At 46.5% G+C, this 21,306-nt stretch carries 10 protein-coding genes; 8 read left to right on the top strand and 2 right to left on the bottom strand.

The features are described 5' to 3' along the window. Positions 1-304: 304 nt before the first annotated feature. The 4 genes from DTQ70_RS28085 to DTQ70_RS28070 all read left to right on the top strand — a co-directional run bounded on the left by DTQ70_RS28085 (position 305) and on the right by DTQ70_RS28070 (position 5,894). Positions 305-1,723 (top strand): glycoside hydrolase family 125 protein, encoded by a 1,419-nt coding sequence (locus DTQ70_RS28085; RefSeq protein ID WP_122933893.1) that lies wholly within the window; start codon positions 305-307, stop codon positions 1,721-1,723. A gap of 95 nt (positions 1,724-1,818) precedes the next feature. Then, positions 1,819-3,255, top strand: coding sequence for an alpha-L-fucosidase (locus tag DTQ70_RS28080; protein ID WP_122933892.1), 1,437 nt, complete (start codon positions 1,819-1,821; stop codon positions 3,253-3,255). Positions 3,256-3,312: 57 nt separating this feature from the next. Further along, a complete protein-coding gene (locus DTQ70_RS28075; RefSeq protein WP_122933891.1) occupies positions 3,313-4,371 on the top strand; it encodes an isoaspartyl peptidase/L-asparaginase family protein in 1,059 nt (352 codons plus the stop codon). Between the two features lie 158 nt (positions 4,372-4,529). Continuing rightward, positions 4,530-5,894 carry an alpha-L-fucosidase gene (locus DTQ70_RS28070; RefSeq protein ID WP_122933890.1) on the top strand — a complete coding sequence of 455 codons (1,365 nt, stop codon included), beginning with the start codon at positions 4,530-4,532 and terminating at the stop codon, positions 5,892-5,894. Positions 5,895-5,973: 79 nt separating this feature from the next. Here the strand turns inward: DTQ70_RS28070 and DTQ70_RS28065 are convergent, their stop codons facing one another. After that, positions 5,974-7,212, bottom strand: coding sequence for an MFS transporter (locus DTQ70_RS28065; protein WP_122933889.1), 1,239 nt, complete (start codon positions 7,210-7,212; stop codon positions 5,974-5,976). 135 nt (positions 7,213-7,347) lie between these two features. Here DTQ70_RS28065 and DTQ70_RS28060 point away from each other — a divergent pair, with 135 nt between their 5' ends. From DTQ70_RS28060 to DTQ70_RS28045, 4 genes are all read left to right on the top strand, one after another. Further along, complete coding sequence (locus DTQ70_RS28060) at positions 7,348-9,111, top strand: SGNH/GDSL hydrolase family protein (RefSeq protein ID WP_122933888.1); 1,764 nt, start codon at positions 7,348-7,350, stop codon at positions 9,109-9,111. A 23-nt stretch (positions 9,112-9,134) separates the two neighbouring features. Beyond that, positions 9,135-11,699: a GH116 family glycosyl-hydrolase gene (locus DTQ70_RS28055; protein WP_122933887.1), complete on the top strand. Its 2,565-nt coding sequence runs from the start codon at positions 9,135-9,137 to the stop codon at positions 11,697-11,699. A gap of 90 nt (positions 11,700-11,789) precedes the next feature. Further along, positions 11,790-12,755 (top strand): glycosyl hydrolase family 18 protein, encoded by a 966-nt coding sequence (locus DTQ70_RS28050; RefSeq protein ID WP_122933886.1) that lies wholly within the window; start codon positions 11,790-11,792, stop codon positions 12,753-12,755. Between the two features lie 257 nt (positions 12,756-13,012). Beyond that, the gene (locus tag DTQ70_RS28045) at positions 13,013-13,594 is read left to right on the top strand and encodes a helix-turn-helix transcriptional regulator (RefSeq protein ID WP_122933885.1); all 582 of its coding nucleotides are present in this window, start codon (positions 13,013-13,015) and stop codon (positions 13,592-13,594) included. A 109-nt stretch (positions 13,595-13,703) separates the two neighbouring features. Here the strand turns inward: DTQ70_RS28045 and DTQ70_RS28040 are convergent, their stop codons facing one another. Next, the gene (locus tag DTQ70_RS28040; RefSeq protein ID WP_122933884.1) at positions 13,704-21,143 is read right to left on the bottom strand and encodes an SdrD B-like domain-containing protein; all 7,440 of its coding nucleotides are present in this window, start codon (positions 21,141-21,143) and stop codon (positions 13,704-13,706) included. Positions 21,144-21,306: the final 163 nt, after the last annotated feature.

The following is a 21,306-nucleotide window of genomic DNA, read 5'->3' as shown; positions in this document are numbered from 1 at the left end:
CTCTGAGTAAACGGATATTTTTAAGAAAGCGGGCTAAAGATAGATATATCTGTCGAAAAAAGTAAATTCTTCGTCAAAAGCCCCTATTTCAAGCCAGTATGATTAGAGTCTTATACTGCAAATTTGGCTAATAAATAAGCATATTCTTGAAAACTAGCTCAGGATGTTTATTTAATGATTTTTTTACATTAAATAAACATATATTTTAAAATATTTTTTTAAACTTCATTTATTTTTCCGAATTTTACATTCGTTTTTCGGCGTTTCGCACTATTTTTATGCCATTGATCTGTTCCTATCACACATGACATCATTGAATCGAAGACATTTTATTAAAACCACTTCAATGGCAGGAGCGGGAGTTTTAATGACTCCCGCTGTTTTTGCGAACTCCTTCCCGACGGTTCGCGTACCAGCTGCCCAGCGTAAGTTCAACAGTTCTACGATTGAGGCTACCATCAGTCGCATGAAAAACGCCATCAAAGACCCCGAATTGGCATGGCTCTTTGAAAACTGCTTTCCCAACACGCTCGATACTACTGTTCATTATAAAATAAAAGACGGCCGCCCCGACACTTTTGTGATTACGGGCGATATTCATGCCATGTGGCTGCGCGACAGCACCGCTCAGGTTTGGCCTTATTTGCCGTTAATAAAGCAAGATGAATCATTGAAAAAACTCATTGCAGGGGTAGTTAATCGCCAAACGGAGTGTATTCTGATTGACCCGTATGCCAATGCGTTTAACGACGGCCCTGGGCACAGCGAATGGTTGAAAGACCATACCGATATGAAGCCCGAACTGCACGAGCGTAAGTGGGAGTTGGACTCCCTTTGTTATACGGTTCGGTTGGCGTATCACTATTGGAAAACCGCCCAAGACACAAGTGTTTTTGACGAAAAATGGCTCAAAGCCGCTCAGCTTATCATTGCTACCTGCCGCGAACAACAACGCTTGAAGGGGCGTGGCCGCTATAGTTTTGGACGCACTACCTCCTGGTCAACGGATACCGTCCCAGGCAATGGGTACGGCAACAATACCAAACCCAACGGTCTCATTCACAGCATTTTCAGACCATCAGACGACGCAACACTGTACCCGTTTTTGATTCCTTCAAATCTATTTGCCGTCGTTTCGTTCCGCCAACTGGGCGAAATTGCGGAGACCGTTTATAAAAATGCTGCGTTTGCCCAAGAATGTCGTGCGTTTGCCAACGAAGTAGAACAGGCTATTAAAAAATATGCCATTGTCAATCACCCAACCTACGGGGCTATGTATGCCATGGAAGTCGATGGCTTTGGGAATTACCTTTTTCAAGACGACGCCAACGTTCCTAACCTTCTTGGTTTACCTTATTTGGGGGCAGTAAATGCCAATGACAAAATTTATCAAAATACGCGTCGGTTTATATTAAGCGACTCCAATCCTTATTTCTTTCGTGGGAAAGCAGCCGAAGGCATTGGCAGTCCACACACGCTGGTAAATCAGATTTGGCCGATGAGTATTATCATGCGGGCCATGACCTCTACCAACGACCAAGAAATAGCTGCCCAACTACGTTTCTTAAAATCGACTCACGCAGGAACAGGCTTCATGCACGAGTCGTTTGACAAAGACGACGCCTCGAAGTTTACCCGTAAGTGGTTTGCGTGGGCCAACACACTTTTTGGGGAACTTCTCCTGAAAATTGAACGCGAACGCCCACATTTACTCAAAGCATAGTCCGCTCATTTTTTAGACATTTATGCACCCAATACCTAACTTATAAACACCCAATCTCTCAAGCCTCCTTTGGGGGCTTGGGGCTTTTTTGCCCTATGAAAAAATATCTTCTATCGGTTGGAATCGCTTTGTTGAGTCTTAGCGCCTCGGCCCAGCAGCACTCGGAGCAAAACCACAGCAAGTACATTGCTCCCTCCGACCCTCAAGTAAAAACCAAACTGGCGCAATGGCAAAACGTAAAGTTTGGCTTGCTGATGCACTGGGGTACGTACAGTCAGTGGGGCATCGTGGAAAGCTGGAGCTTATGCCCCGAAGACGAAGGATGGTGCGAACGCCGTGGGCCGTACAAAGACAATTGGTACGAGTACAAAAAAGCATACGAAAGACTCCAATACACTTTTAACCCTACTCAGTTTGCCCCTGAAAAATGGGCAACTGCCGCCAAAAATGCGGGGATGAAATACGTGGTTTTTACCACCAAACACCACGACGGGTTCTGTATGTTTGATTCTAAATACACCGATTATAAAATCACCAAATCGCCGTTTAGCACCAACCCTCGCAGCAACGTAGCCAAGGAGGTTTTCGGGGCGTTTCGCAACGAAGGCTTTATGGTGGGGGCTTATTTTTCAAAACCCGATTGGCATACCGATGATTATTGGTGGTCGTATTTCCCGCCTAAAGATCGCAACCCATCGTACCATCCCAAAAAGTATCCTCAGAAGTGGGAAAGCTTTAAGAAGTTTACTTACAACCAGATTGAGGAATTGATGAGTGACTACGGAAAGGTGGACATTCTTTGGCTCGACGGCGGCTGGGTTCGTCCGTTTAGCACGATTGACACGACTATTTCGTGGCAAAAAACCATTCCTTTTGACCAAGACATCGACATGGCCAAAATCGCCAAACGTGGCCGTGAGTTGCAACCTGGGCTTTTGATTGTGGATAGAACGGTGTCCGGGGAGTTTGAAAACTACGTAACGCCTGAGCATCAAATTCCTGACAGTTACATGCCCATTCCGTGGGAAACCTGCATGACCATGGGCGATTCTTGGAGCTATGTACCAAAGGAAAATTACAAATCTGCGCGAAAGTTAATTCACATTTTAGCGGATATTGTTTCAAAAAATGGCAATTTGCTACTCAATATCGCCCCCAGTCCCGAAGGAGATTTTGATGCCGAAGCCTACCAGCGTTTGGAAGAAATTGGCAAATGGATAAACATAAACGGGGAAGCGATTTACGAAACACACGGCGACAATGTAGTTGGCAAACAAGGTAAATTTGTATTTACGCACAAAGCCGACAATTTGACATACGCCATTTACTGCGCCGACGAAAAAGAAAACTTTCCGCTATCGTTTGACCTTGAGAAAATAAACTTGACCAAAACGTCAAAAATTAGCATTTTGGGCTTTCCTGACAATTTGAAATGGATTCAAAAAGATGGAAAAATCACGGTTCAAGTTCCTCAAAAATTGGCACAAAAAGTTCCTAACAGTTACGCTTGGGTGCTTAAAATAACGAAATAAGAAAACACCTGTAAGGTTTTTAAAAACAGGTGTAAAACCTAAATCAACCTAAAAACCATGAATTCAAGAAGAAGTTTCCTCCGTTGGTCGGCGTTAAGTATGCCCCTTTTATCAGTAGGGAAATTATTTGCTAAATCATCGCCATCAGTCGTTACCAAACCCATCGTCGTTTCGACTTGGGACAGCGGCTTACCCGTCAACGCCGTAGCATGGAAAGTACTAAAACAACCCAACAGCCGTGCCTTGGATGCGGTTGAAGCAGGTGCTCGTTCGATTGAAGATACCATCAATTGCTGCGTTGGCTTGGGAGGCAACCCCGACCGCGAAGGCAAAGTAACGCTCGACGCCAGCATCATGGACGACAAGTTCAACTGCGGGTCGGTGATGGCATTGGAACAAATAAAACACCCGATTTCGGTCGCTCGTAAAGTGATGGAAACCACGCCTCACGTTCAGCTTGTAGGCGACGGAGCACTTCAGTTTGCTCTTGAAAGTGGTTTTCAGAAAGAATCAGGAAAACTATCGGCTGACGCTGAAAAAACCTATAAGGAGTGGCTTAAAAAATCGGAATATAAGCCTGTTATCAACATCGAACAGCAGCAGGGAAAAGGCCAAAAAACCAAAGCAGGCCACGGGCCTTTTGCGCCTAATTTCTTTGACGATGGCAGTTTCAACCACGACACCATGGGTACCATTGCCATGGACGCCACGGGCAACCTGTCGGGGGCTTGTACAACCAGCGGTATGGGTTTCAAAATGCGTGGTCGCGTGGGGGATTCGCCCATTATCGGTGCGGGGCTGTACGTGGACAATGAAGTAGGTGCTGCTACGGGTTCTGGGCAAGGTGAAGAAGTGCTTCGCGTAGCGGGTGCTTTTTTGATTGTTGAAATGATGCGTCAAGGTAAAAGCCCTGAAGAAGCCTGTAAAATTGCAATAGAGCGCATTGTTCGTATTAACCCCACCAAAGCCAAAGATTTTCAGGTAGGTTTTATCGCTATCAATAAGCAAGGCGAATACGGTGCTTATTCTCTCCATCACGGGTTTAGCTATGCCGTTACCCTCGCCGACGATGGTGGCAAGGTGTTTATGGCCAAGAGCCATTTTCCAAAAGCTTAATCAAACCCCTAAAAGCCGTCGCTCGTCTCGCATAAGTGGCGGCTTATTTTTAACTCCATCTGTGTACCTCTGCGTGCCCTACCTCTGTGTGCATTTGTGAGGAATACCTTTCCACACAGAAACCCACAGAAAAAACACAGAATTTTTCTGTTTCTTCGATGAAAAAAATATTCATTTTCTCTCTTTTTCTTACTCAATTTACGTTCGCCCAATACCAACCCAACTGGCAAAGCCTCGACCAGCGCCCTACGCCTGCATGGTTTGAAGACGCTAAATTTGGGATATTTATTCACTGGGGAGTCTATTCCGTTCCTGCGTGGGCGACCAAGTCTAATGCCGATGGCTTTGGGAGTGGCTACTCGGAATGGTACTGGCAACGGCTTTTTGCGCCCAATCTCAAAATTCATCCTGAGTTTCTGGAGTTTCACAAAAAAAATTACGGCAATCAAACGTATCAGGATTTTGTCCAAGACTTTAAAGCTGAACTATTTAGCCCCGACGACTGGGCCAAAATGTTTGAACAAGCAGGAGCCAAATACGTAGTACTCACCTCCAAACACCACGAAGGGTTTACGATGTGGCCTAGCCCGCAATCATGGAATTGGAACGCCGTCGATGTAGGTCCTCACCGTGATTTAGCGGGCGATTTGGCCAAGTCGGTCAAAGCCCGTAATCTTAGGATGGGATATTATTATTCGTTGTACGAGTGGTTTAATCCCGTGTATAAATCAAACGTGAGTCAGTACGTCAACGAGCGAATGATTCCGCAGATGAAAGACCTGGTGTCGCGGTATCAACCCGATGTTTTATGGACCGATGGCGAGTGGGATCATCCTGCCAAAACGTGGCGCAGTGAGGAGTTTTTGGCGTGGCTCTACAACGAATCCCCCGTCAAAAACAGCATTGTTGTCAACGACCGCTGGGGCAATGACACCAAAAGCCAACACGGGAGTTTTTACACTTCCGAATACGGACACGGCGGAGCCGACAACAAAGAAGTAACAGGCTTTGTACGCCCTTGGGAAGAATGCCGAGGTATGGGAGAGTCGTTTGGATACAACCGCAATGAAAACCTTGACAGCTACCAAACAGGCGAACAACTCGTCCACCAACTCATTGATATTGTGGCCCGTGGTGGAAATTTATTGCTCAACATCGGCCCCACCGCCGACGGTCGCATTCCTGTCATTATGCAAGAGCGCCTGCACGAAATAGGCAATTGGCTACGCGTAAACGGAGAAGCCATTTACGGAACGCGTAAGTGGGAAAAAGCCCCGCCATACACCAAAGAATCCACCACTTATTTTACCCAAAAAGGAAGTAAGGTATATGCCATCACGCGAAAATGGCAAGACGAAATTGTGATTCAGAATGTGGCCAAACCATCTAACATTCGCTTGCTAGGATTCAAAGGGGAGGTGAAGTATAGCTACAAAAACAACGTGTTACGGATTATAACCCCTTCTGTCAATCCAAGCAACATCCCTTGTCAATACGCTTGGACGTTTGAAATAACGCCCTAAAATAAACCGCATAAAGTAAAAGGCCCTTCTGAGTGCACAAACACTCAGAAGGGCCTTTTGGTATTATTCATTTATCTTTTTAATCCACGAAATCACGCACTTTGGGGCGCAAGAAAAGCAATTGAACCACGACAATCGCCAACACTACCCCTGCCAAAAGCGCAAAATCTCCTGCCAATCCCCCCGAATCGGTCGATTTGCCTAACCACTCGGTGATAAGTGCGCCCGCCATGATTCCCATCATGTTCATAAAACCATAGCCCGTAGCACGGTATTTTGCCGAAACAAATTGGCACAAAATCGGCATGTTGTTGCCATCAAACATCCCAAAACCTAACCCAAAACACATACCTGCCGCAATCGCGTGGGTAATCGTTGTACCATACGCAATGAGTAACAACGCAGGAATAGTCAACACCAAACCAATGATACTTGTATAAATTCGCCCCCGCAAATGCTTTTGCACCCAACGGTCGGATAAATACCCCCCAATGATAACCCCGATGAGCGATGATAAAGAAGTCGTTATCGTGGAAAGTGGGCCAGCCTGCCCCATTTCTATCTGTAATTTATCGGCAAAAAGCGTCGGCAGCCAGTTTTTCACCGCCCACCCTGGCAAACTTGGCACCGAGAAAAGCAGCAAAATCAGCCAAAAAGCAGGGTTTCCAAGCAGTACGCCGAGCCCTTTGAGCAATGGTACTTTTTCTTGATTTTTGAGGCTTGCCGTTTCTTCGATTTGTTCACTTTTATTTTTTTCTCGTAAAAAAACAATCAACACCACCGCATACGCCATCCCAAGCATCCCAAACGACTGGAAAGCGGTATTCCACGAAAATTTATCAGCGATTGTCGCCCCAAAGCCTCCCAGCGCTTGCCCCATGTAGTTTCCTGAAAGGTGAACCCCAATCGCCATTGAGCGGGTACGTGAGGAGTGAAAATCGGCAATCATGGCCAAGCCCGTTGGCATGTAAAGCGCTTCGCTAATTCCCATCAATGCCCGCAAAACGTACAATTGCGAAAAAGAAGTAGCATAGCCCATTGCAAATGTCACACCTGACCAAACAAACAAACTTCCGACAATCAACCACTTACGATTCAATCGGTCGCCAATCATTCCTGCTACGGGGCTCATAAACGCATATACCCATAAAAACACTGCCATCAATCGACCAAAATTAGTTGCCTGTTGAAGTTCGGCAATATCGATTTGCATGGAAGGCCGCATGGTGGCCAACATCTGGCGATCCATGTAATTGAGTAATGCAACGACCCACAGCAGGCCGACCAAAATCCAAGGGTAACGGGAAGACTTCGTCATTAGTTGAAATAGAAAGGTTGAAGGGTTGGAAAATCAGTTGTTAAAAATATACGCATCATCCCCTAGTAAATACTATTGAGTGCGTATTTTACTTTAAATTGCTACCGAAATTAAACCCTTACCTAATCCCCATCCATGCGCCTGTACATCACCTTTCTATTCAGTTTAACCTTCTTTTTTGCCTCTGCCCAGACGAAATTGGTTTGGTGGAAACCTTCCGACAGTAGTTTTCCCGTCATCGACGGCCAAGCTTGGTCTAGCGAAATGCGCGACACCATCCAACGTTTTCCATCGCGGGCCGAAGCCAACGTCCGCAAGGCCGTTTGGAACCTCTCGCGTAACAGCGCAGGGCTTTCGATACGTTTTGTGAGTAACGCCGACCAAATCGTCGTTCGCTACAAAGTAACGGGCGCTATCAATATGCCCCACATGCCCTCCACGGGTGTGAGTGGCGTAGATTTGTACGGAATCGACAGCGACGGAAATTGGCAGTGGGCCAATGGCAAATACAGCTTCAAAGACACGGTTCAGTACGTTTTTGCCCAGCTTCGCCCCAACGACAACTACCACAAACTCGGCCGCGAATACCGACTTTTTTTACCTCTTTATAACAGCGTCCGAAATTTAGAAATTGGCGTTCCCGAAGGAAGTTTATTTAAAGTATTACCTCAGCGCCTCGAAAAACCGATTGTGGTCTATGGAACGTCCATTGCCCAAGGCGCTTGCGCTACTCGCCCAGGCATGGCATGGACAAATATTCTGTCTCGAAAACTCGACCGAACGGTCATCAATCTTGGGTTTTCGGGCAACGGCCGTTTGGAAAAAGAAGTAGTTGCGCTTATCAATGAGATTGATGCCAAGGTCTTTGTTTTGGATTGTTTGCCCAATTTGATTGTCCCAATCGTCGATCACCAAGAACTCCAAAAAAGAATTGTCGAATCGGTAAAAGCCCTTCGCGCCAAACACCCCAACACGCCGATTTTGCTCACCGACCACGACGGCTACACCGAAGGTTATTTGATGCCCCACCGTCAGCCTTTGTTTGAAGACACCAACAGAGACCTCCGCGCAGCAATAGCCCAACTCGCCAACGAAAAAATTACGGGCGTGTATTCGTTGCCTATTTCCGACATCAACATCGACCACGAAGGAATGGTGGATGGGACGCACCCCAACGACATCGGGATGATGCGCTACGCTGAGGCGTACGAGAAAAAACTTCGGGAAATTATGCAAGAACCCGCAGGAGCGCTCAAAACGCAGATACCTACCCGCCAGAACCGCGAACCAGCCAGCTACGTGTGGGAAGACCGTCATTACGATATGCTACGTTTGAACCAAACTGACGCCCCCAAAGTGGTTTTGATTGGTAACTCCATTACCCACAATTGGGGTGGAAAACCACTTAACAACCGCATCAAAGGGGCTGATTCGTGGCAGAAATACGTAGAACCCTACCAAGTGCGCAATTTCGGTTTTGGTTGGGACAGGGTTGAAAACGTGCTGTGGCGCGTCTATCACGATGAATTTGACGGAATTACCCCCGAAAAAATTATCATCAACATTGGCACCAACAACCTCCAGCTCAATACCGACGACGAGATTGTGCAAGGTCTTCGTTTTTTGGTACAAGCCATTCAAAAACGGCAGCCCCAAGCCAAGATTACCCTTCTGGGCATTTATCCTCGACGCGCCCAAGAAGAGCGCGTAGCCACGCTCAACAAAGCCATCCAAGCCATGACCAAAGCCGAAAAAGTAGGTTTTTCGGACATTGGTAAAGGGTTTTTGCAAAAAGATGGAAAAATCAATGAAAGCCTTTTCTCCGACGGGCTTCATCCCAATGCGGCAGGCTATGAAGAAGCAGGGAAACGCTTAGAGCAGGAGTTGTTGAAGAAGTAACATTTTATACCCCCATTTCACTAATGAAATCTCATTTTCTGATTGCTTTCTTGGGGAGTTTTATTCCACAAGTATGCGCACAAGATGTACCTATTTTGAAGCATTATGACCAAAATCACCTGTACCGAATCGCTCTTCCCCTCGGAGGTATTGGCACAGGAACGGTGTCTCTTTCGGGCAAAGGCGAACTCCGAGATTGGGAAATTATGAATCGACCCGCCAAAGGATTTAGTGGGGGACAGATGGGAAATGGAGTGCCTTTTTTTTCAATTTTCATTAGAGAAACCAACGGTAAAACGCATACCAAAGGGCTAATGGGTCCACTCGACCCCGTCGATTATCAGGACAAAGAGGGGCGCCCAGTGGATAACCACGGTATTCCGCGTTTTCGTAACGCTTCGTTTGATGCTACTTACCCTTTTGGTCAAGTCAATCTATCTGACCCTAACCTCCCCGTCAGCGTTCGGCTCAAAGCATTTAACCCTTTGATTCCTACCGATGCCGATGCCAGCGGAATGCCGTTAGCCGTACTAAAATACGAAGTAAAAAACACCACGAATCAGCCCATTACGGTATCGGTATGTGGTTTGATGCGTAATTTTATTGGTAATGATGGCTCAAAAACACGGATGGATTGGAAAGGTGATTTGATTCCGATTGGCGCCAAAAACAACCAAAATAGCTTCCGTACGTCAGGTCAAGTGCAAGGAATTTTCATGTACTCTGACAGCGTCAAGAAAACAGCAGAACAATGGGGCACAATGGCACTTGTAACTCCCGCTCAAACAGGAGTCACGTACCGACGCTCGTCCAGAAGCAACGACTGGGAAAACGCCCTGCTGGATTTTTGGGATGATTTCAGTGCTGATGGCGAACTCACTGACAAGGAAAAACTGGTAGATAATGACCCTCAGGCATCACTAGCAGTAAAGATGCAAATCCCTGCTAATCAAAGCCGTGTTTATACATTTTACATTACTTGGCATTTCCCCAACCGCTTTGCTTGGTCGTCTGAGAGTATAGGCAACTACTATGCTACCCAATACACCGACGCTTGGGACGTAGCCCAAAAAGCCGCCGAACGATTACCCCAACTGGAGCAAAAAACCGTTGAGTTTGTCAGGGCTTTTATGCAAAGCAAGCTACCTGAGGTAGTGAAAGAAGCCGCTCTCTTCAACCTCAGCACGCTACGTTCACAAACTGTTTTCCGAATCAAAGATGGCACCATGATGGGCTGGGAAGGCTGCATGGACAACTACGGCTCGTGTCAGGGCTCCTGCACTCACGTATGGAATTACGAACAGGCAACGGGTTTTTTATTTGGCCAATTGGCCCAAACTATGCGCAAAACGGAGTTTGGGCCCGCCCTCGATGAAACTGGTTTTATGAGTTTTCGGGTGGGGTTACCGCTAGCCACCAACGCCCAACGCTACAAAGCCGCCGCCGCCGATGGGCAAATGGGCACCATCATGCGCTTCTATCGCGATTGGCAGCTATCTGGCGACACGTCATTTCTCCGACAATTTTATCCCGCAGTTAAACGCAGCTTACAATTTGCGTGGCTTAAAGGAGGTTGGGACGGCGACAAAGATGGCGTCATGGAAGGGTGTCAACACAATACGATGGACGTAGAATATTATGGTCCTAATCCTCAAATGCAAATTTGGTACTTGGGAGCCTTACGTGCGATGGAAGAAATGGCTAATGCGATGAACGAACCTATATTTGCCGCAGAATGTCGGCAGCTTTTTGAACGAGGAAAAAAGTTTGCCGATGAACGTCTATTCAATGGAGAATATTACGAACAAATCGTTCAGACAGCAGCTCATAAAGACCAAATCTTGATGGCAACTGTAGCCAGCGGCCGCGCTTACACCCAAGACCCACCCTATCAATTAGGGAAAGGCTGTTTGGTTGACCAGCTCATTGGGCAATACATGGCTCACGTCTATGGGCTTGGGTATCTGATAAAGCCCGAAAATGCTCAAAAAACGCTTCAAAGCATCCTCAAATACAATTACCGCTCCAGTATGCTGAATCATTTTAACAATATGCGTTCGTACGCCTTGGGTGACGAGGCCGCCTTGTTGATGGCGAGTTATCCGCGTGGTGAGCGTCCGCAAATCCCATTTCCATATTTTTCAGAAGTCATGACAGGATTTGAATATACGGCTGCCATCGGAATGCTCTACGAAGGTCAGACTGAGTCGGGTTTGCTCTGCATCAAAAATATACGGGACCGTTACGACGGAGCTAAGCGTAGCCCTTTTGATGAAGCCGAATGTGGTCACCACTACGCACGAGCCATGACAAGCTGGGGGGCCGTATTAGCTCTTTCAGGGTTTCAGTATTCAGGAGTAAAAAAAACGATGGCTTTTCATTCTCAAGAAGGGACCTTCTTTTGGTCAAATGGGTATGCCTACGGAACCGTTCAGTGCAAAAAAATGGGAAATGGCTTTAGCATCAAACTCTCCAGTTTAAACGGAGACGTTGCGTTAGAAAAGTTTTCAATTGGTAAACTAACCAAAACTTTTGAAGCAAACCATCAGCTTAAAGAAGGACAAACGTTGACGATGCTATTGAAATAGGAAAGAAATAGCCAATTCCGTCCAAAAAGGCTAAATTTGAGCGTATAAACCCATTTCATCTTCAACTATCCTCTCACAAATCCCGTTTCTATGAACATCAAACCCTTTATTTCGAGCGCTTTGGTAGCGCTAAGTTTGGGCGTTTTTGCTCAAAAAAAGACCAATGATTTTAAAGTTATTGGCTATTACGTCCCCAATACACCTCCAGAACAAATCCCCGTAGATGTGTTGACTCATGTCAATTTTTCGTTTGCCATTCCTGCCAAAACGGGCGATTCCCTCGAACCACTCCGAAACCCCGAAGCGCTCCACAGCCTTGTTCGGTACCTACACCAGCACAAAATTCAAGTATTTATTTCAATTGGCGGATGGGGTATTGGCGACGGCGGTGGCGATGACACCCGCTTTCACAAAATGGCCGAACGTGCCGAAGGTCGTCACACGTTTGTTCAACACGTGATGAAGTTTGTTCGTACCTATAAAGTGGATGGCGTGGATTTGGACTGGGAATACCCCGACGAAGATTCACCTTCGGCCGACCACTACGTAGCGCTTATGAGTGAGCTTGGAGATTCGCTCCACGCCCAAGGCAAAAAACTAACCGCCGCAGTGATTTCGTACGGCAAAAAAGGGTACGGAATGAAGAAAGAAGCCCTCGGCAAAATGGATTGGGTCAACGTGATGGCTTATGACGACGACTACGGCCCCAGCTATATCCGCGCCCATTCTCCTTATTCTTTGGCCGTTAAAAGCTTAGATTATTGGACAAAAGAGCGCGGAGTTGCCGCGAAAAAAGCCATTTTGGGACTACCATTTTACTCTAAAAAAGGAATGGGAAATTATGGACCCGATTACAAAGGTTTGTTAAAAGACGGCGCAAGTCCTTACGATGACTACTGGAAAGGCGCTTTTTATAACGGTATCCATACGATTGAGCTTAAAACCAAGCTAGCCAAAGACCGAGGATGCGGTGGCGTCATGATTTGGGAAATTTCGTGCGATACCAACGATGAGTTTTCACTGCTTCAGGCCATCAAACGAGGTTCAAAGAAATAAGCTTGTCTCCACTTAATTGAATTATCCCCCTCTTATTCAGTCCCCAACGGAGTTTTACCGTTGGGGATTTTGCGTTTATATATCCTCAAATTTAATTCGATAGCGCGATAATAGGCATATTTCTTTTGGTATGTTAAGATTAGATTGTTTACAAATAGTAAAAAAAATTTTGGTTTTATGTGACCAAAGATACTAATCCACGTCATCCATCTACCTATTATACATTATGCCTTATTTTTCACCAAACTTTGAAAACCATGAACTCTCACCCTATCACATCAGCCCATGAGCTCCCTAAAAATCAGGATTTAACAGTATGTTTACAGATTGAGCAGCAAGACACACAAACCCTTCTTTCATTCCTGTTGTCCAAACAAATTTCGTTTGAGTTGGTCTATCATCCTGTACTTTCGTCGTCCCTTAAAGCAGGAGCTTCAGTATTTCCATCTGCGGGTTATGTACCAAAGGAAGAATCAGTATCAGCCCTTCCTCCTTCTCATCTAAGTACACGCGAAAAAATTGAGTGGGCTTACGACTATTATATTCAACGAAAACACACCCAAAACGTCCCTGCGGAAACGGAGATTGCTTCACAATTAGAAATAGCCACCAGTCAATTCCGCAGTCTTTTTAAGAAAATCTACGGCAAAGGGTTTTATCAACTTTACCTTGAGAAACGAATGGAGTACGCCAGCAAGCTTCTCCGTAAAGGGCTCAAGTGCAATGAAGTGGCCAAAATGGTCGGCTATGGCAGTAATTCGGCCATTAAGTTTAATAAAATGTTCCAAAAACACTTTGGAGTGACGCCTAAAAAGTACCAGCTCCAACACGCCAGCTAATCACTTTTAAGCGTTCCTCTTACACACACCGTTATTAGTTTTTTATCACACAAAAAATCCCCCAGAGGTGTTTACCTACTGAGGGATCTTACTAAATTTTAACTTCAATTTACTTCTTCACTTTCTTCACCGTAAAAGGAATACACAAGTCAACAGGGCAACAGTTTGTACCCGCTTCGATGATGACTGGGCAACAGCCGTTCGCTGGACACGCCTGGTTCGTTGCTGTGAAAGTATAGACTCCCACTTCCGAGAACAACACTGCATTTCCCGTCGCTACTGCCGTTGTACCTCCGTTCTTGAACCATTGTACATTCGTCAAATTGGCAGGAACACTCACTTCCAGCTTCTGGCCAGCGCACAACTCAAAAGGTACCGTAAAGCATTCTTGGTCAATGTCATCTTCACCACCTTTTCCGTTACCTGGCGTGCTGTCTCTGTCTTTCTCGTTGGTCTTACTGATTTCAGCCGTGTTCAAATGAATTCCCGCCTGCGTCGCTCGCACTTGGTAGCGTAACGTTACCGTATCGCCTGCCGCTGCGATATTGCCAATGTTCCACTTAATCACGTTGCCGCTGATGGTCGCACTACCACGACTCGCTACAAAGCTGCCGCTCACAAATTGAACCGTCGTCGCGATGCTGTCCGTCACTTCTACACCCGTCGCGTTCTTAGTCCATTCGTTCCATACTTTGATGGTGTAAGTCAGCACATCACCAACCCGCGCGATTTTTGTATTAATTGACTTCTTCAACGCTAAATCAATTGTGTCAATGCAAGTTTGGGCGTTGATTGTCGCTGGTACACGGCTCGTGCTTATGGCCGTTGGACAGGTCGGGTCAGTACTGCGCGCTTGGGCGTAAAAGACTGTATTCGCAGATACCGTTCCACTTGGTTTGTAATTTAAACCTGTGAACAACGCCGTTCCGCCCGTTTGTTGACTAAACCATTCTACTGTGGCTAGTCCCACTACCGTCGCTTTCAACGTTGGGAAAGTATCCCCGATGCAAGCCGTCAAACTTGGCGTCAGCAACTGGGGCAAGGCTGGATTACAGTTACAATTAACACCCGCTATCGTTGTATCAGCCTTACAAATTGCGCTCAAACTGTCGGTAATAATTACACTTTGACCCGATGGAATACCCGATACTGTGTACGGGTTAGTCCCAGTCAACGTGCCTTTATTCACTTTTACAATGCCTAACTGATTGTTGATCGTAAAGGTAAAACTGTAGGTTTGCGCATCATTTGAACATACAGGGGCCGCTGAACTAATTGTTGACTCTACACATGGAGCAGGGCAAGTAGGTACAATTACTTTCACCGTATCTTGGCAGCCATTTACCGAATAAACAAAATTAAACGACTTGCCTTGGGCGGTGGCGTTGGTGATGCTTACCAAACCTGAACTACTCACCGTCGCGCCCGTTGGATTGCCCGTCAAAGCGGACCATGTGCCTCCCGTCGGCGTCGCTGATAGTTGTACACTTGATGGCACATTGCCGTTTGAACAAACCAAGGTCGTGTCTTTACCTGCGCTTGGTTTGGCATTCACCGTCACTACCACATTCGCCGTGTCTTTGCAACCTGCTGCGTTTTGAGCGACCAACACATACGTCGTCGTGCCCGTTGGTTTTACCGTTTTTGGTGCGGCTACTACCGGGCCATTTGCCGTGCCCACTGTCCACACTGGACTTAAATAAGTATCGTAATTCGTAATCTTCGACGTCAAATCTACCAACTCACCTGCGCAAATCGTGGTACTGCCGTCGGCAATTACTGGCTTGGCCAAAACCACCACTTGCGCTGTGTCTGTACACGTTTGACCACCGCTCATCACCGAATAGACAAACTTATACGTGCCTGCGGCATTCAAACCGCTGATATTGCCATTGGCGTCTATCGTCGCTGCGCTTGGATTGGCGGGACTACCAATCGGTGCCCATGTGCCACCTGCCGTCACTGCCGTCAATTTCGCCGTACTTGTCGGTTGACATACATTCGCTGCATCTGGGCCTGCATTTGGTTTCACACAACCTGCACAAGGTGCTACTGTTACTGCTACCGTGTCTTTGCAACCTGCGGTCGTCGTGTAAATAAACTGGTAAGTTCCTGCCACACTCATACCCGTCACGTTGTTACCAGAAATCGCCGCCGTCGTTGGTGTTGTCCCCAACTGTGACCAGCTTCCTCCTGCGGGGCTTGGCACTAAAGTATAACTTGTTGCCAAAGTATTTGTCGCCGCATTCACACACGCCAAGGTCGTGTCTTTACCCGCGCTTGGTTTGACATTCACCGTTACTACCACATTCGCCGTGTCTTTGCAACCTGCTGCATTTTGTGCCACCAATACGTAAGTCGTTGTGCCAGTTGGTTTTACTGAATTTGGCGTTGCTACGGCCGTGCCATTTGCTGTTCCTATTGTCCACACTGGACTCAAATACGTATTGTAATTGGTAATCTTAGACGTCAAATCCACTGACTCGCCTGCGCAAATCGTCGCAGAACCGTCGGCAATTACTGGCTTGGCAAGTACAGTCACTTGCGCCGTGTCCGTACACGTTTGACCACCGCTCGTTACCGAATAGACAAACTTATACGTGCCCGCTGCATTCAAACCGCTGATATTGCCATTGGCGTCTATCGTTGCTGCGCTTGGATTGGCGGGACTACCAATCGGTGCCCACGTGCCTCCTGTCGTCACTGCCGTCAGCTTCGCCGTACTCGTTGGTTGGCATACATTCGCTGCATCAGCACCTGCATTTGGTTTCACACAACCTGCGCACGGTGCTACTGTTACTGCTACCGTGTCTTTGCAACCTGCCGTTGTTGTGTAAATAAACTGGTAAGTTCCTGCCACACTCATACCCGTTACGTTGTTGCCAGAAATAGTCGCCGTCGTTGGTGTTGTCCCTAATTGTGTCCAACTTCCTCCTGCGGGGTTTGGTACTAAGGTATAACTTGTTGCCAAAGTATTTGTCGCTGCATTCACACAAGCCAAGGTCGTATCTTTGCCTGCATTTAGTTTGACATTCACCGTCACTACCACATTCGCCGTGTCTTTGCAACCTGCTGCGTTTTGAGCGACCAGCACATACGTCGTTGTGCCTATTGGTTTTACTGAACTTGGCGTTGCCACTACCGTGCCATTCGCTGTACCTACTGTCCACACGGGGCTCAAGTAGGTATCGTAATTCGTGATTTTTGAGGTCAAATCCACTGATTCACCTGCGCAAATCGTCGCACTGCCGTCGGCTATCACTGGCTTGGCAAGGACAATCACTTGCGCCGTGTCCGTACACGTTTGACCACCACTCGTTACCGAATAGACAAACTTATACGTGCCCGCTGCATTCAAACCGCTGATATTGCCATTGGCGTCTATCGTCGCTGCGCTTGGATTGGCGGGACTACCAATCGGTGCCCACGTGCCTCCTGTCGTCACTGCCGTCAGCTTCGCCGTACTCGTTGGTTGGCATACATTCGCTGCATCAGCACCTGCATTTGGTTTCACACAACCTGCGCACGGTGCTACTGTTACTGCTACCGTGTCTTTGCAACCTACCGCCGTTGTGTAAATAAACTGATATGTGCCCGTGACCGTCATTCCTGTTACATTATTCCCAGAAATTGTCGCCGTCGCTGGAGTCGTGCCCAATTGTGACCACGTCCCCTCCGTTGGGCTTGGCACTAAAGTATAACTTGTTGCCAAAGTATTATTTGTCGCATTCACACAAGCCAAGGTCGTGTCTTTGCCTGCATTTGGTTTGGCATTCACCGTCACTACCACATTCGCTGTATCTTTGCAACCAGCTGCGTTTTGAGCTACCAACACATACGTCGTTGTTCCCGTTGGTTTTACTGAAGTTGGCGTTGCTACGGCCGTGCCATTTGCTGTTCCTATTGTCCACACGGGGCTCAAATAAGTACTGTAATTTGTAATCTTAGAAGTCAAATCAACTGACTCACCCGCGCATATTGTGGCACTTCCATCAGCAATTACTGGCTTGGCATTCACAATTAATTGAACATAGGCCGTATCCGCACAATTCACATCACCTGTCGTATTTACCACTACCGCATAATATTTCGTACCTGCCGTGGTTAACGCTGCGCCACTCGGTATGAAGGTTGCACTCGTCGCGCCACTCACTGCCGTACCCAAGCTGCTTGTCGTGTCTGCCAATGGGCCATACCACTTGTATTCCACGTCTGTACTTGGGGTTACTGTGAAAGCCGTTGCTGCACCGCCAACGCAAATCGTTTGTACTTTCGGCGTTGCTAGTGCTAAAGGTTTAGTACAAACAGCTATTTTAATACCTGTTGTCAAACTCGCCCGACAAGCTCCCACTTCAATATTTACAACATAAGTCCCCGTATCTGCTGGTGTTACTGGATTGATTGTAATGGCTGCCGTGGTAGCACTAAAGCCATTTGGCCCCGACCACAGGTATGTCGTACCTCCACTAGCAGTCAATGTTACTGAACTATTCAAAGATACGGATTGCACTCCCGTAACCGCAGGGGTAAAATCACAGAAAATACCTTGATCCCACGAATAATCCTCCTCATCCGCTACTAGATTAGTGGTAGCGACAATTGTAGCTAATCCCCCATCGTAAGTTGTCTGAGTTCCATCTGAGTCATTGTCCAAAGTACTTCCAGCAGCATTTTTTGGTGAAATACTGTAGCCAGTTGGTAAACAAAATACAGCATAATAATCACCAGGAGGGAGGTTTGAGAATTTGTATAAACCTCCGTTTCCTGTAATCGTAAAATTAATTAAAGAGTCGGTAGCGGGGGTTTGACTTCCTGCTACTTTGGGAGAAAACAACTTCACTTTAATCCCGTCCACTCCTCCTTCTCCAGCATCTTGAATACCGTTTTTGTTGGTATCAAACCAGACTCTGTCTCCATAAAAAGCGGGTGACCCTGGTTTTACTTTAATACCAACCTTGGGTGGTTCTGCTGCCAAAAGTGCCTGATTATTGTCCGTACGAGTAGCGACAAAACCAAAAGAATTCCAAGCAATTTCGTCGTTGGTTGGTGAATTTACTGGAGCGCGCATTGGCCAATTAAACACCAGTGAGTCTCCGCCCGCTAATTGTTTTGTTCCAAAATCAATCTTGACAGCCTGCACTTTGGTAATGTCTGACGGGGGTGTTGTCGTCCAATTAGGTGGCACACAACCCGTAGGGAAAGGCGAAGGAGCTGAGGGTTGTTTTACTTCATCTCGGCAGGGATTTCCTACAGTAGTATAATACACAGTAATACCTGATGGCGCCACAATGGGATCAGCCAGATTGGGACGCCAAGCCGAATTACGGGTTTGGGGATCTATCACTCCTCTATCTCCAATAAAGGGAAGTATATCAACAATTTTAATATCCTTCATGACAACATTTCCCTTGTTTTTAACAATCAAACGATAATCGGCATTACCTCCTGGCACCGTCTGACCAAAAGCAGGGAAACGTGAATAGGTGGTATCGCACAAACCTTTTACCCATTTGATGGATTCCATTTCGGCTACCGAAGTTACAACAAGGGGACAAGATGAAAACGACGTAGGTGCCACATTGAAAACTTGGGTAGTATCATTGTCCAAGTTCCAATCTTTTTTATCAGTAAAACTAACAACACCACTATTAAAAGGTGCGTAGTCGCTCACGTTGGAGCCATCAGCCACAAACCAAACATTAACACCACTGCCGCCAGGCAAAGCGTTGGTCAGCTTCACTTTTACGGAAACTAAAAAGGATTTTTGGGTTGGTAAAACAGTACCCGTTGGAAAAGTCCAGCGATACAGGGTGTAAGATTGCCCACTGAACGTGGCATGACCAGGCATAACTGTCAATGTGGGAGGGGTGGTGATTCCGGAAGTACTCGCATTAAATACTTCAGAATTGGGGACGTACTTTGCGCCATCCAAGGTATAAAAGGCCACCACTGGATTTTCTAAATTGGCATAGCCTACTTCGGCAGTGAGAGAACCAGTAAATGTAATTTCTTGATTTAAAGAATAGGTAGCGCAGCCTGGAGAGTGACTTGAGCTATAATTTGCTTTGGCAGTAGGAGAAGGGGGATTAATAGTATAGGAAGCTGCACAAGCGCGTCGATTAGCAGGCAAGTTGGCCGTAGTACTAGTCCAATCTATACAGTTAGTAACTATAGTCGGGGTCGTTACGATGTCGGTCGTAAATACCATTAGATTAGTCCCAGTGATAGTCGCATTAGCCTCAAAAGGATTGGCCAAAATAAACTTGATAGCCGTTAATCTCTCTCCCGCAGCTAAGGGTGGCGGCGGAGTGTTCTGTGCATTCGTCACCACCCAGTTAGTCCAGGTCGAATTCAGGTTTGTCTGATATTGTAGGGCAGTAATGGCAGAGCCATAGGCATCCATTCTCATCGCACTGTAAGTCAGGTGTGCGGGGATGGTATCTATAATCTCCACATTCTCCAAGGGTACGTTACCCGTATTGGCAAAACCAAAATCATAAGCCACATCTGCACCTGAGTTTACAGTACTAGCGCCAACTCTTGATTTGAATAAAGTAGCATTAGTAACAGCCGCCACTAAAGTGGTGGTCTCTATCAAATCGCTCGTACAAACTGAATTAGTTGAACCATTAATGAGTGTGACGGGATTACCTCCCAGCGGCGTGAAGGTAATCGATGCCTTATTGGTCACTATATCTCCTACATTAAAGGTAGGCGAGTCGAATTTGACAGTAATCTCTAAAAATTTAATGTTTGCAGAGTTATTGATGTTATTAATCACGTAATCTGGAAAGGTAGTCGTTACGACATTCCCAGTTTGGGTGATGGTGCTCGGCACTGTAGAACCAAATCCATCAACTACCTTGGCACTCACATAGGTAGCTCCCGTGGGTAGGGTATCGCTCACCAAAATATTGGAGACGTTTAAGCTACCCAGAAACACTTCAAATATATTGGAGGTACCATAGGTCAGACCAATACGATAAGTCGTAGGCACACCAACGGCTCCTCCACCTTTCAGGGTTTTAGAACCACACAAATTAGCCACGGCCTTGATTACCATTTCATGGCACTTAGTGCCAGAGGTGTTGGCGGCGGCATCGGTCAAGGTAGCACATGATTCGATGGTGGTGTTGTTGGGCGTGGCACCATTGGTGCTACGCATCCTGAATTCCAACACCCCTGTAGAACCGGTAGGGACTGGATTTACAAAAGTAATGGTGAGTTTTTTGGCTCCAGGCGTATTATTGAAAGAAAAATTGGCAAGGGGTGCTTGTGTAGTTCCTGACAATCCCTCCATGCTATTGATAAAGTCGGGGACAGCCACTTCTATTTTTACCCCCGAAACGTTAGGAGCTGTGGTACTTGAAATAGAGTAATCGAGCTGCATGGTCCAGAATTGACCCGATAAGACAGTGTCTGGGGTGCCAGCTTTGGCTTTATAATCAAGCGAAAGTGTCACTTGGCTGTGGGCAATGTTCACCCAAAACCCAAAGAAGAGCATAAACCCTACCGTTTTGCAAATAAATGGTATCGTAAAAGATTTCATTGTAGAGGATAGTGTTTTGTTGTTTTTATTCCATAACAAAACCGATACCAAAACATAAAAAATCTCTTAAAATGTGTCTAATTAGACTAATAAGTTGTCCCATTATGGCACTGAATTAAAATAAAGTTCATACTTTTCAATCTTTCAAATTTTATGCCTCATT

Origin of the sequence: Runella sp. SP2 (genome assembly GCF_003711225.1) — a bacterium.
GTDB lineage: Bacteria > Bacteroidota > Bacteroidia > Cytophagales > Spirosomataceae > Runella.
The sequence above is the reverse complement of the archived record's forward strand: the minus strand, read 5'-3'. Positions and strand labels throughout refer to the sequence as shown.